Source organism: Achromobacter pulmonis (assembly GCF_902859765.1).
Classification (GTDB): Bacteria; Pseudomonadota; Gammaproteobacteria; order Burkholderiales; family Burkholderiaceae_B; genus Achromobacter; species Achromobacter pulmonis.
Window position 1 is genome coordinate 55155 of sequence record NZ_CADIJV010000020.1, and the last position, 11709, is coordinate 66863.

Consider the following 11709-nt stretch of genomic DNA (forward strand, 5'->3'; position numbering starts at 1 on the left):
TTTTCTATGGCTTACGGCGTCACGCCGGACGGCTTCGTCCGCATGCGCCTGCCGGAAGTCCGGCAGGAGATTGTTGAGGACCTGCGCGCGCGGCTGTTGGCCGCCGGCTACAGCCAGAGCGTGGAGACGCGGCCCGATAGTGTCACGGGCCTGCTGATCGACACCTTTGCCGAGCGCGAGGCGGCCCTTTGGGAGCAAATGGAGGGGGTATACCTGTCCATGTACCCCGGCTCGGCCACCGGCGCGTCGCTGGACCGGTCGGTGTCCTTCACCGGGGTGCGGCGCCTGGCAGACGAGCGGTCCCGCGCATATGTGGTGCTGTACGGCGCGGCGGGGACGATGGTGCGCGCCGGTGCCCGTGTGCGGCATCGCGTGAGCCAAAACCTATGGGAACTCGCCGCCGACACCGCCATCTTGGCGGGGGCCGCGGCTGATATCACGTTGCAGCCGGCGCCGGCGCCCAGCACCGTCTACACGGTGACCGTGGATGGCCAGCCCTATTCGTACACCTCGATGGCCACCACCAACCTTCCGGCAATCCTGGGCGGCTTGGTCGCCGCACTGGAGCCGAGCGGCTTGGCGGTGTCCAGCGACGGGGCGACTATTCGCGCGGCTACCGACGGGCGCATCGCGCGTGCGTTCACCTGGTCGAGCCAGCTCGAGCTCGTCCGCCTCGGTTCGCCGGCGCTGGTGCTGTCCGACGGCGCGTCCGAGGAGGGCGCCGCACCTGGTGACCTGAACGGTATTGTGACGGCGGTAGAAGGCTGGGACGCCGTCGATAACCTTCAAGCCGGCGTTGCGGGTAGGCTGGCGGAGAACGACGCCGCGCTTAGGGCGCGGTATCCCACCGGGTTGTTCCGCCTCGGAGCCGCCACACTGCCGAGCCTGGCGCCCAACATCCGAGACAAGGTGCCAGGCGTGCGCGCGCTGCGCGTTTTCTCGAATGATGGCGATACGGTCGACGCCGCGGGCCGGCCGCCGCATTCTGTGCATGCCGTGGTGGACGGCGGCCTGGACGATGAAGTCGCGGCGGCCATTTTCCGGGTCAAGGGCGGCGGCATCGATACCCACGGCGCGGTGCTTGTGATCGTGACTGATGGTGAGGGAGCCAAGCACCCGATCAGATTCGACCGCCCCGCAAGGGTCTATGTGTGGGTTTCGTGCGCTGTGACGCTGCTGCCGCCATCGGAACAGGCGTTTCCGCCTGACGGGTTCGAAACGATCGCGGCGAACCTCGCAGCGGCCGGAGAGGGCTTCTCCATCGGCGACGATGTGATCCGGCAGCGCCTGTTCGGCGCGATATACAGGACGCCCGGAATTTCCTCGGTCGACCTGCGGCTGGCCTTCTCGACCGACCCGGCTTTCGTTCCGGCCCCGGATGACTACGTAGACGCCAACATTGAAATCCTGGATTCGCAGGTGGCGGCCTTCGACCTATCTCGTATCAAGGTGACCTGATGGACCTACAACAGGATCATGCCGGCATTGCCTGGTCGCATTGGCTCGGGCAGTTTCAAGGGAAGCGGCGCATCGAAGCGCTGGTCAAGGCGCTCATGAAGCCCGCCAACGGCCTGCAGGGCGCGCTGCGCGCAATGTACGAAGAACGGTGGCTGGACACGGCCGTGGGGCAGCAATTGGACGGCATCGGCGAGATCGTGGGGCTGCCCCGCGTCATCGACGAGGCGATCTATGTGCAGTTCTTTGGCTTCGCCGGGCAGCCGAACGTCACCGGGTTCGGCCAGGCGAGGCTTCGCCGCGCCAACGAGCGGCCTGTTTCCGGATCGACCAGATTGATGGACGCCGAATACAGAAAGCTCCTGTACTGGAAGATTGCCCTAAACAACGGGCACGGGACCACCCCCGAGATCTCCGCCTCCCTGAAGCCGATCTTCGACGTGTCGCGCGTGATCGTCCAGGACGCGGGCAACGCCAAGATCCGGATCTGGGTGAGCCGCATCCCGGGGCCGAACGACCCTCTGATGGCAAACCCATACAAATGGGTTCCCAAGGCCGCAGGCGTCGGCGTGCAAATTATCTCTGGCTCGACGGAAAAGCCCTTTGGCTTCCGCGAGCAGGGTTTCTATGGCTTTGGCGTCGGCGTGCTGGCGCGAGGAATTCACTGATGGCAGACACCAATTTTTTCGAACTGTTCACCGTCACCTGGGCGCAGGCCGGCACGGTCGATGTGATCACGGACGTGCAGTACAAGACCGGCTGGACCTACATCGGGTCGTTGCCGCCGACCGTCGAGCAGTTCAACAAGGTTCAGCAGCTCAACGATGAAAAGATGGGCTGGATCTACCGCCAACTGGCCGCGGTCGCCGCGCTGACCGGCCGGCCGCTGTCCGCGGCAGGGGATGACGCGATTTCGTTCGCGCTGCAGAACCTCAACGCGTCCAATCTCAGTGCGGGCACCGTGCCGGTGGCCAGGCTCGCCGGCACGGCTTCGTCACTGACTGCGGGGGCGGCAACGAAGCTGGCCGTCAGCCGAAGCTTTTCCGTCGAGGGTGGTGCAACCGCCGCGGCGCAAGCATTCGACGGCACCGGGGACGTGAAACTGACCGTGACCGCCCTTGATGTGGGCAAGGCGAATGCGGGGGTCCTGGCCGTGGCGCGCGGTGGCACGGGCCTCGGCGCCGTGGCCGCGGGCGATTATCTGGTAGGGACTGGGGGCGGCGCGCTGGCGACGAAGACGCCCGTCCAGGTGTTGAGCCACATTGGCGGCGCGCCACTGGACTCTCCCGGTTTGACCGGTGCGCCAACCGCGCCCACGCCCGCTGCGACCGATCGCAGCACCAGGATCGCCACGACCGCATTCGTGGCCGGGAATTTCCCTCGGCTTTATTCGATCGCCGCGCTTCCTGCCCAGGACGTCGGCCCGATTATCGTCATCGAGTGCGCCGAGGTCTGGACCTGGTCGGTGAGCCAATATTTCACCGGCTACCGCTCGCCACTTTGCGGGCGACCGCTCGATGGGCACACCGCGACGCCGCTGGCCAGCGAGGTTGACGCAATCGGCGGGCTGCTGTCGAAAGTTGACTATGCGCCACTCTGGGGCTACGCCCAGGAACAAGGCCTCGTCAAGACCGAGGCCGTATGGCAGGCCAACCGGGGCGCGCATTGGTTCACGGACTATTCGGCGACCCAGTTCCGCGTGCCGGATCTGCGCGATATGTTCCGCCGTTTCACCGGAACTGACGCTGACACTGCAAATGCGAGAGCGCTGGCGAGCCGCCAGACGGATGCAATCCAGGGCGGCTCTGGCACACTTGGCCCTGTCGTATTCTCCGGATCCGTGGCCGCCGGGACAGGACCCTTTACCGTAGATGCGGGACTGGGTGCGACGTTCGCCAGCGGAACGTCCGGCAATGTCAGAACCGTTTCTTACGACCTGGCGAGAGTGGCGCGCACGGCACTTGAAACTCGGCCCGTCAACGTCGCTTTTTACCCCCGAATTCATGCGTAGTTTTATGCATGAATGCGAGGGTGATAGGCCGTGTTCTGGGGCCTGTTCTCCGCGCCTCCCGCCTCGCCGATGTACGTCGAACTGGTGCCGGATCCCGCGCCCGTATTCAGCCCAAACAGACCGCCGCCGGCCGGGTTCGCCGACATCAAGTAGCCAAGCAGCTGATGGCGATGTGCCTGCAATGCACCGGTCTGGCGGCTCGCCAGCGCTCTCGCATTTGCAGTGCAAGTATCAATTTTCTAGGAGAACGAAGTATGCAGAAAGACGTATTTCAGACCGATGATGACGGCCTGTACCTTTACAAATCGGTGGCCAACGAGCTGGCGCTCACGCCTGGCGCGTTCAATATCCCGTTTGGCGCGTACGAGGATACGCCGCCGATGCCGCTGAGCGGGAAGTGGCCGAGGCGCGTGGGCGGCGCATGGGTCATGGTCGAGGACTATCGCACCACGCCTCTTTGGGTGGTGGAAACGGGCGCGCCGTATTCGATCGGCGGCGAGCATGACGGCGCATCCGGACAGGTCAGCTACCCCGGTTGGGGGCCGTTGCCGGCTTGGCTGACGACGGTGGAGCCGTCTCGCGAAGTTGCCGGTGCCGACGCGGAGGGGTAGAGCTACGCAGCCAGCGGCATGGCCTCTAGTTCGATTTCGCGTTCGCGGCGCATTTCTTCAAGCTGCTTCCGGCCGAGTGGACTGCGGGCCAGCTTCTGCGCCAGCTCGCGCCCGTGTGGATGGTAGTAGCGCAGCAGCATGCGAGTGTCGACGTTGCCGTTGACCTTCGCCAGTTCGTGGATCTGGAACACCGTCGCCAGCTGTGAGGTGCCTTCGTGCCGCAGATCGTGAAACCGCAGGTCCCGGAAGTATGCGGCGTTGGGCCGGCGGCCGTGAAGCCGGCAGATGCCCTCATACCGGAGCCGGGCGCGCCGGCGAGCGCGAATGAAGGCGCGGGTAACGGAGCCCGGTTGCATCGTGAAGATGCGGCCCCGCATCGGTTTGCCTGTGACCCAGCGGCGCAGGGCCTCCCGCGCTCGAGGCGTTAGGGGTACATCGCGGGCGCGGCCGTTCTTCGTATGCGGCAGATGGACGACGCCGTGCATGAGGTCCAGGTGCTCGCGCTGAATGCCGACGACCTCGGAGCGGCGCATACCGGTTTCCTTGGCGACGGTCAGGATCGTCGGCAGCTCTGCGGATCGGGTGGCGCGAATGATCCATTCCAGCTCTTTGCGCGGGCAGTCGTCGTCGGAGACGCCTCGCAGCGTGATCCGGTCGAATAGGCGCCGGTCGCGCGCGTCGTCGACCGCCGGCCGCCGCACAAGCTGGACGGGATTGGCCAGTTGGTCAAAGCCCCAGTCCTTGCGGATCACCGTGTAGACGTGCGACAGGAAGGCCATGCGCCGCACCACGGTGGCCGGCGCCCGGTCCTTGAGCCATTCGTCGCGCAATTCCGTCAGGTCGGAGCTGCGGATGCGATCGACAGGACGGATGGCAAGGCGCGTCGCGCGCCAGATCCGCGCGATGGATTGTTCGGAGACGTGCCCCTTCTTGGTGGCTGAAACCTCGGCCAGATAGCGCGTGAGCGCGTCGGCAAGGGTCGGGGCGGGCTTTCGGCGGGGCTGTCGGCGGGACCAGGGTTTCATCGGGGCAAAAGCCCCAGGTTGTAGCGCAATTCTATTTTTCTTGTTGTACCTACCCCCGCCACTGGCGGGTTTTTTTTGACGTAACGGGAGGCAGACATGCACACCGTCAACAGGAGCAGGGAGATTATGGAACCGAGTTCCACAGGGTTGGGCGGCTGGGCGGCCGTGAAAATCGCCTTGGCGTTTGGGCTGCCTGCGGCTCTCGCGGCCATTCTGGGCATGCTCATCATGCCGCCGCGGTCGCCGCAGGAGTTCGTCAAGCGCACGATTTGCACGGTGTCGTGTTCCTTCATCTTCGGCCCGATCCTGGCGATTGCGGTCTTGTCCTGGCGCCCATCGTTGATGGAAACGGCGCACTGGGTTGCAGCCAGAAGCGGCGGGGGCGAAGAGAGGCTGCTGGCCCTGTTCTACGTGCTGGGGCCGTGCATGCTGTTGGCCGGGCTGCCGGCGTGGTGGGTGCTGGGTGCCTATATGCGCTGGATGGCGAGCATGCGGCAAAAGGGTTTTCTGGAATGGATCGCTGACGTGCGGGCGAAGTTGCTCGGCGCGCGGCCTGGCGGGGAGGGCTGATCATGGATCCGAAGACGATCATCGAGGCCGCAATTAAGCCCGCGCTGGCGCTGCTGCCGGCGCGCATGGACACGCCGGCGGCGTGCGTCATGCTGCTGGCCATCGGCCTGCAGGAAAGCCGGTTCATGCATCGCCAGCAGATCGGCGGACCGGCGCGCGGCTTCTGGCAGTTCGAGAAGGGCACCCGTGCGAGCCGTGGCGGCGTGTGGGGCGTGTTCCTGCATGCGGCGAGCAAGGATCACCTGCCGGCGCTGTGCAAGGCCCGCAGCGTGGCGTGCGATCCGGACGTGATCTATGCCGCGCTCGAATACGACGACGTGCTGGCCGCCGGTGTGGCGCGGCTGCTGCTGTGGACCGATCCGAAGGCGCTGCCGGCCGTGGGCGACGCGGACGCGGGGTGGGCGTTGTACCTGCGCACCTGGCGGCCCGGTCGCCCGCATCCGCAGACCTGGGCGGAGCTGTACCGTCAGGCCGCCGCCGAGGTGCGCCCGTGACCGCCCTGGCGCGCGCCGCCGGTCTGGTCGCGGGTTGGCGCGGGTACGCGGCGGCGGCCGTCGTGGGCGGCGTTGTGGCATGGACGGTGCAGGGCTGGCGCTACGGCGAGCAACTGGCAGAGCAGCGCGCGGCACGGGCGGACGAGGTGGCCGAGGGCCAGCGGCAAGCCCGCGAGATTCTGGCGCGGCGCCATGCGGACGTCGCGGAAATCAACGAACGGAACGGGCGTGCCGAGTGGGCCGCCTATGGGGGGATGCGCAATGCGCAGATTCAAGACGATGGCCTGCGGGCTGATGTTGATGCTGGGCGCCAGCGGCTGCACGTCCGTGCCGCCTGCACCGCCGCCGGCCGTGGAGTGCCCGAAGCCAGCGCCGCCGCCGGCGTGGATCATGGAGCCCGCGCCGAACTTGATCCCGCTGCTCGATCGGATTATTTCGCCCTCAGGGCCGGGATCCAGCGGCTAACGGCGCAACTGGAGGCGTGCCAAGCGTGGCGGCGGTAGGTGAGTGCGACCCCAAATAAGACCGAAGGGGCGCGAAAAATATTAGCATCTGCTATATTTTGCCTGTTGTGAGGCAGTTTTCGTGCAATGCGGATCCCTCGGAACACATCGGTACACCTATGAAAAAGCGTAGCAGAAAGGCTTTCTGGGGCGGTTTTTGGGGCGGCATAGCCGCTCCGCTGGCGCTGTTCTCTAACTACTCGGCTCCGACTGTCCAAGAACCTCAGATCAATCCGCTGTATCGCCCGGCGCGTTCGTCCAACGACGCGCTGCGTAGCGACGTGCGCCGCATCGGCGACGACTTTGGCCGTTCGATAGCGCGTCACAATGGCTCGCGGTAAGCCGTCTCACCGCCCAAGTTCCCCTTCATCTTTGCGGCCAGCTGGGCAACAGCAAGGCGCAGAGGTGGTGCGCCGCCAGACCATGATGCAGGCGGAAATCCATCAGGGACCGCTGCCTCATCCCGAGGTGCTGCGCCAATACGACCAGCTTTCTCCAGGTGCTGCCGACCGTATTATCACTATGGCGGAAGGCGAGGCGGCTCATCGCCGCGAGATGGAACGCCAGCAGCTCGAATCAGACGTAGCGCACCGCAGAACCCTGACTGGCATAGAGCAGCGCCGCATCGATGGTGTTTTTTCCAGCGATAAGACCGGCCAGATACTCGGGGCGGTGGTTTCGTGCATTGCTCTACTCGCGGCCGCAGCAACCGCCATTGTTGGCCTGATCTACGGCGTCACGTCTCGCTGGTACTGGGCCATCCCCGTCGCCCTAGTGTCGCTCCCCGTCCTTGGGATGGTCCAGGCAATCCGTCGAAGGGTTGAGCCAACTCGCGGCGAAAAGGCCGCCGGCAAGCCGACCAAAACTGATACATAGCGCGCCATTACCGCGGCGCCATGCCCTTGCGCAGCTTGCGAGGCTCTTCCAGCAGCTCGGCCGTATCTCGGTCACGCTCGATCACACAGGGCTCGGCGGCCAGGCCGGCCAGCAGGTCGTCGTAGATCTCGCCCATCAGGCTGGCGGGCCGCTTCAGGTCGCCGGACACCTGGTGCAGGCGCAGCAGCGTCGCGCGCAGGCGCTTGATCTCCCACAGCAGGGCGATCACATCGGGGTTCCAGGGCTGGCGTTCGCGGATGGCGCGCAGTTGCTCGGCGGTGAGGGGGGCTTTGAACGGCATGGCGGAAAATGCTGGTTGTGCATCCAGTATATTCCGCAATAAACGGGGTCATTTCATAGGGGTTGCCACCAGCCGGTCGGCCGGGAAGGGCACCAGGAAATCCCGTGTCGCATCCGCCGGTGCGGTGAGCCAATCGCCGTAGGCGCCCTCGGGCAGGATGACGACCATGCGTTTCTCCTTGCCGGCCTGATGGTAGTCTCGGAACAGCGGGTCGCGGTCGGCGTTGATGGTGAGCATGGTGTAGCTCTCCTGCAGCTGGCCGGCGGCGTCGCGCCAGCGGTCCCACAAGCCGGCGATGCCCAGCGGCGCGCCGTCGGCCCGGGTGAACCTGGTGGCCACCGTGGCGCCTGACCGCCAGTCGGGTTCGAAGATGGCATCGGCCGGGATGATGCAGTGCTGGGCCCGGCGCCAGGCGTTGCCGAAGGTAAACGACTTGGGCGCCGTCTCGCTGCGCGCATTGAAGGTGGACAGCTTGCCGGCCTTGTCCAGGCCGTCCGCCTTGGTCATGGCGCTGATCAGGCCCCACCGGCCGACGACCGCCTCGCGCTCCGGCACCGCATCATCACCGGCGTCATGCTCGACCGGCCGCCGGATGAATACGCCCGGGTAGCGCGGCCACATGTCGTACTTGCCGCCGGCCGGCTTGTTGGGCGCGCCGAACTTCTTGAGCAGCAGCTCGGCGTCCTTCAGGGTCTGGTAGTGGCTGCACATGGGGGTGCCCTCAGGCAATCATTCCATGAGCAAGCATAGGTGAATAAGGGTAGGAATAAGGGTAGGGGTATGGCCTAGGTTTGCGGAGCGCCTTTTAAATCAACTGATTACGCTTCGCTTTCGCTTCCAATACCGCCTACCAAATTCCTGCAAAGTGCTGTCAAGCACGGCAAAGAAAAAGCCGCTAGGTCAATGACTTAGCGGCTTTTTTGTTTTCCGCGCGAGAAGCGCTGCCAAGTGCCACAAAGGAAGTTTTCGGGGCACGTTTGGGGGTACGAATGCTCAGGGTAAGGGTATGCCGCCTTTCGCCCCGTTGGCGATGCCGCGGGACGATTCATTTATGAGTTGGCCGAGATTATTCATGGCGCGATCCCGCCAGCCGGTGTGACGGCGTGGAGCCGACCATTTGGCTACGTCGTGATCGGCTGGGGGAAGAAATTTAGCGCGCCAGACTTTGGCTACCGTAATCGGTGATGCCCAGTACGCCCGTACTCATGGCGCACTCACCGTTGACTCCTCGCATCGATCCGTTCGCGAAGGAGGCCGATCCATCATGAAGCGAACACCAGGTCAAATCCGGCGGCCATGGACTGATATCGAGCGCGCCGTGTTGCGCAAGTTCTACCCTGACGCGCCCACGGCGGTGATCGCTGCGGCGTTGGGTCGGCCTCTGACTCAGATCTACCAACAGGCGCGGAAACTCGGCCTGGCCAAATCCTCCGCATACCTGGCCAGCGTAGCGGCTTTCCCCTACAGCCTTTCGGTCAGCGTGTGCTCAGCATCCAACCGAGGCGTGTCGAGCAGTCGAGCTTTAACGTCGAGCAATTCCTCCTCTGCGACATCAAAGCGTTGGATCCAGGCTTCTCCCTTGAGGCCAGTCAGACGGGGCTCGCCAGCTGCACTGGCGATCAGATGCAACCAGAATGCTGAACTACGCAGAGGTTTGAGTACCGCGTTGGGAAGAACGTACTGTGGCGGTTTGCCATCAATTGCGGTCGCGGCGAGGTCCGGCTCATTGCCCGCTTGAATGACGATGCCTGCGCCATAGTCATAGAAGGCGAACCAGTCAGGTGGCAACTCTGAGCGCAGCGTGTGTAACCCACCGGCTTGCGCCACCATGTCGCGGTTGATGGCAGTCAACCAAGAAACCGTCTTGAATGCATTCCGCTTGAGCTTGGCGGCTGAGAATGCTGGTGCGCCGACATCTACCCCGCGCGCTTGTTCGGAGGTAAATGCCTCGGTAGGCTGGTTACTATTCCATTCGGAAGGGGACAACACAAAGCCGAAGCCTCCATGGCCGTGAAATGCTTGGAGCCGACGCGCAAATTCAACGAACATCGCCTGAAAGGCGGTGGGCCGCTCTATTATGTCGACGAAGGGTAGCGCGAACTGCAAGACGTCCAGCTGACCGGTCTTCTTGGCGATCCAGGCTGGTTCAGCGTTGACATAGAAGGAATACGGCCCGGCATCCTCGCGCTTGGCGCCGCTTGTGTACTGCAGGGCTATCTGCTCGTTCTGGTCAAGCGCCTTGAAGAAGTCACGTATTGGTGCGGCCTTGGCGTAGGGCATACATGGCGGGCCCGACGCGGGTTCCTCTCGCCACAGCCACGTTAGCGCCTCACCTACATGAGCCCGGTATTCGTCAAAGCACTGGGCGATCGCCTCCCGCTTGGACTGTGTGTAGCTACCCTCAAAATATAAGGTGCCGGTGATGGCAATGACCGCGCCTACATAGTCGTGCCGACTCTTAGGCATGAGCATCGCCCCGGGAAACTGCTGAGCTTGAGTTGTCTCGCGAAGTACGGCCACGAAAGCTTCGCGGCTCATGTTGGGATCAAGTTCTGGCATAGGTTATCTCAGGGTATAGCGGGCGCTGGCACAGGGACTCCACCGGGCAGCGGCGGCAAGCGGCCGCGCAAATACACTCGCAGCAAAGTGTATAGCGCCTGACTGGCTGGCACAGCGTACTTGTCTAACTCTTCGGCCTGGCGTTCGCGCTCTTCCACTTGGTTGCAGTCGCATTCGGAGGATTCGAGAAGAACGACCTTAGCTTCGCTACCGGCGATGCGCTCGTAGGCTTTCATCTGACTGGTTCCGGGATCATCATTTGGGAACTTGATTTCCACCACCATGCGGATGTTGTCCTGGGTGGGCGAGATCGTCGGATCGTTCACGATTACTACATCGGGACGCCGGACGTAGCCGCGGCTGGCCTTCCACTCTGGCCGATCCTTATCTGGATCGCCCCAGTATTTGTCAATCCAGCCGCGTAGCCAGCCATGCGGCTGCGTGGCGTCTTCGCTGTTCATGATGGGCTCGGGCGGCTCTTGGGTCATGTCGTAGTTGACCTCGGGCTTGTAAGGGCTGCGCCCCTGCAGAACCTTGTCCAGTTCCTTGAGTCGGCTGGACACACAAACTTGGTTGAGCTTGCGGCCGTCCTTGCCGATACCGGGGGTGGCTTGGCACTTGCAGATCGCCGAGCACAACACAGATTGATCCGGGGGCGCCAGTCGGCTCAGTCCAGAGCTTACCGGTGTTGTAGTGCCGGTGCCCGCGGACATCCCGCCGCTCGTGGTGGGGGCTCCGCCGCTCATGACGCTTCTTCCTGCTCATGGGCAAGCAGTTCGAGCGACAGCATATCGGGCGATTGGCTCTCGATCCAGGCGGTATAGCCATCGGCGTCCGTTGTGCCTTCCAGTGCGGCGCCATTCATCGAGGTTACGCGGTAATGCCGGCCCGCGACCGATTCACGCGTTGCATCGTCAATCGCTTGGAAGCGGCCGCGATAGGCCGTGGGCGCCGAGGTCACCTCGGAAGGTGGCGCATTGGACGACGCGCCAGACCCGTTGCCTTCGGCCAGCGCTTCCCGCCAGAAATATTGGCTTGCAATGAGCGTTGCACCGCAGGCGGTGCGCATGCGCTTCCAGCGCGAGCCATTGCGAGCTGCCCGTGGAACGGGTGCCCTCAACAATGGGGTATTCCCCTTTGCATTTCGGGCAAGTCGTCATATCGCCCTTGCGGGCCGCTGGCTTGCCAAAGACATTGATGGTCTGATCGCCAGTGACGACAACACCACCATGGTTCGTTCGGTCGCCAAGTCGTATCACAGCTCTTTGCATAGGTCCACGGCATAAGTCGGTGGCTTTAACTTT

15 protein-coding genes and 1 pseudogene are annotated in these 11709 nt (G+C 64.0%); 9 read left to right on the forward strand and 7 right to left on the reverse strand.

Annotated features, from left to right (window positions below):
* Positions 1–6 precede the first annotated feature (6 nt).
* The 4 genes from HV701_RS16990 (at position 7) to HV701_RS17005 (ending at position 4077) form a co-directional block, all read left to right on the forward strand.
* The gene (locus HV701_RS16990) at positions 7–1458 is read left to right on the forward strand and encodes a hypothetical protein (RefSeq protein WP_175134197.1); all 1452 of its coding nucleotides are present in this window, start codon (positions 7–9) and stop codon (positions 1456–1458) included.
* The gene (locus HV701_RS16995; protein ID WP_175134198.1) at positions 1458–2123 is read left to right on the forward strand and encodes a baseplate wedge 1 family protein; all 666 of its coding nucleotides are present in this window, start codon (positions 1458–1460) and stop codon (positions 2121–2123) included. The genes HV701_RS16990 and HV701_RS16995 overlap by 1 nt, the downstream gene beginning before the upstream one ends.
* A complete protein-coding gene (locus tag HV701_RS17000) occupies positions 2123–3466 on the forward strand; it encodes a hypothetical protein (RefSeq protein ID WP_175134199.1) in 1344 nt (447 codons plus the stop codon). The genes HV701_RS16995 and HV701_RS17000 overlap by 1 nt, the downstream gene beginning before the upstream one ends.
* A 254-nt stretch (positions 3467–3720) precedes the next feature.
* Positions 3721–4077 (forward strand): phage tail protein, encoded by a 357-nt coding sequence (locus HV701_RS17005; RefSeq protein ID WP_175134200.1) that lies wholly within the window; start codon positions 3721–3723, stop codon positions 4075–4077.
* Between the two features lie 2 nt (positions 4078–4079).
* Here HV701_RS17005 and HV701_RS17010 read toward each other — a convergent pair whose 3' ends face one another.
* Positions 4080–5102: a tyrosine-type recombinase/integrase gene (locus tag HV701_RS17010; protein WP_175134201.1), complete on the reverse strand. Its 1023-nt coding sequence runs from the start codon at positions 5100–5102 to the stop codon at positions 4080–4082.
* Between the two features lie 96 nt (positions 5103–5198).
* On the opposite strand from HV701_RS17010, the gene HV701_RS17015 reads away from it, so the two are divergent.
* The 5 genes from HV701_RS17015 to HV701_RS17035 all read left to right on the forward strand — a co-directional run bounded on the left by HV701_RS17015 (position 5199) and on the right by HV701_RS17035 (position 7545).
* Positions 5199–5672, forward strand: coding sequence for a hypothetical protein (locus HV701_RS17015; protein WP_238912676.1), 474 nt, complete (start codon positions 5199–5201; stop codon positions 5670–5672).
* 2 nt (positions 5673–5674) lie between these two features.
* Entirely contained in the window at positions 5675–6166 is a 492-nt protein-coding gene (locus HV701_RS17020; protein ID WP_175134202.1) for a hypothetical protein, read from the forward strand.
* A complete protein-coding gene (locus tag HV701_RS26640; protein ID WP_217467969.1) occupies positions 6163–6669 on the forward strand; it encodes a lysis system i-spanin subunit Rz in 507 nt (168 codons plus the stop codon). Before HV701_RS17020 ends, HV701_RS26640 begins: the two co-directional genes overlap by 4 nt.
* 119 nt (positions 6670–6788) lie before the next feature.
* Entirely contained in the window at positions 6789–7010 is a 222-nt protein-coding gene (locus HV701_RS17030) for a hypothetical protein (protein WP_131728378.1), read from the forward strand.
* A gap of 67 nt (positions 7011–7077) precedes the next feature.
* The gene (locus HV701_RS17035; protein WP_165601439.1) at positions 7078–7545 is read left to right on the forward strand and encodes a DUF2335 domain-containing protein; all 468 of its coding nucleotides are present in this window, start codon (positions 7078–7080) and stop codon (positions 7543–7545) included.
* A 7-nt stretch (positions 7546–7552) separates the two neighbouring features.
* On the opposite strand, the gene HV701_RS17040 is transcribed toward HV701_RS17035, so the two are convergent.
* The 6 genes and pseudogenes from HV701_RS17040 to HV701_RS26800 form a co-directional block, all read right to left on the reverse strand.
* Entirely contained in the window at positions 7553–7846 is a 294-nt protein-coding gene (locus tag HV701_RS17040) for a hypothetical protein (protein WP_175134204.1), read from the reverse strand.
* A gap of 48 nt (positions 7847–7894) precedes the next feature.
* Complete coding sequence (locus tag HV701_RS17045) at positions 7895–8557, reverse strand: SOS response-associated peptidase (protein WP_175134205.1); 663 nt, start codon at positions 8555–8557, stop codon at positions 7895–7897.
* A gap of 750 nt (positions 8558–9307) precedes the next feature.
* Positions 9308–10405 (reverse strand): type VI immunity family protein, encoded by a 1098-nt coding sequence (locus tag HV701_RS17050; protein WP_175134206.1) that lies wholly within the window; start codon positions 10403–10405, stop codon positions 9308–9310.
* Positions 10406–10413: 8 nt separating this feature from the next.
* Complete coding sequence (locus HV701_RS17055) at positions 10414–11151, reverse strand: VRR-NUC domain-containing protein (RefSeq protein WP_175134207.1); 738 nt, start codon at positions 11149–11151, stop codon at positions 10414–10416.
* Positions 11148–11474, reverse strand: coding sequence for a hypothetical protein (locus HV701_RS26795; RefSeq protein WP_236757108.1), 327 nt, complete (start codon positions 11472–11474; stop codon positions 11148–11150). The genes HV701_RS17055 and HV701_RS26795 overlap by 4 nt, the downstream gene beginning before the upstream one ends.
* A 91-nt stretch (positions 11475–11565) precedes the next feature.
* A pseudogene (locus HV701_RS26800) lies at positions 11566–11676 on the reverse strand (PAAR domain-containing protein); the annotation flags it as partial.
* Positions 11677–11709: the final 33 nt, after the last annotated feature.

Excerpts from the sequence above, each read along its gene's own strand:
- HV701_RS16990 (WP_175134197.1), top strand. The coding sequence starts at position 7 with ATGGCTTACGGCGTCACGCCGGACGGCTTCGTCCGCATGCGCCTGCCG.
- HV701_RS16995 (WP_175134198.1), top strand. The coding sequence starts at position 1,458 with ATGGACCTACAACAGGATCATGCCGGCATTGCCTGGTCGCATTGGCTC.
- HV701_RS17000 (WP_175134199.1), top strand. The coding sequence starts at position 2,123 with ATGGCAGACACCAATTTTTTCGAACTGTTCACCGTCACCTGGGCGCAG.
- HV701_RS17005 (WP_175134200.1), top strand. The coding sequence starts at position 3,721 with ATGCAGAAAGACGTATTTCAGACCGATGATGACGGCCTGTACCTTTAC.
- HV701_RS17010 (WP_175134201.1), bottom strand. The coding sequence starts at position 5,102 with ATGAAACCCTGGTCCCGCCGACAGCCCCGCCGAAAGCCCGCCCCGACC.
- HV701_RS17015 (WP_238912676.1), top strand. The coding sequence starts at position 5,199 with ATGCACACCGTCAACAGGAGCAGGGAGATTATGGAACCGAGTTCCACA.
- HV701_RS17020 (WP_175134202.1), top strand. The coding sequence starts at position 5,675 with ATGGATCCGAAGACGATCATCGAGGCCGCAATTAAGCCCGCGCTGGCG.
- HV701_RS17030 (WP_131728378.1), top strand. The coding sequence starts at position 6,789 with ATGAAAAAGCGTAGCAGAAAGGCTTTCTGGGGCGGTTTTTGGGGCGGC.
- HV701_RS17040 (WP_175134204.1), bottom strand. The coding sequence starts at position 7,846 with ATGCCGTTCAAAGCCCCCCTCACCGCCGAGCAACTGCGCGCCATCCGC.
- HV701_RS17045 (WP_175134205.1), bottom strand. The coding sequence starts at position 8,557 with ATGTGCAGCCACTACCAGACCCTGAAGGACGCCGAGCTGCTGCTCAAG.
- HV701_RS17050 (WP_175134206.1), bottom strand. The coding sequence starts at position 10,405 with ATGCCAGAACTTGATCCCAACATGAGCCGCGAAGCTTTCGTGGCCGTA.
- HV701_RS17055 (WP_175134207.1), bottom strand. The coding sequence starts at position 11,151 with ATGAGCGGCGGAGCCCCCACCACGAGCGGCGGGATGTCCGCGGGCACC.
- HV701_RS26795 (WP_236757108.1), bottom strand. The coding sequence starts at position 11,474 with ATGCGCACCGCCTGCGGTGCAACGCTCATTGCAAGCCAATATTTCTGG.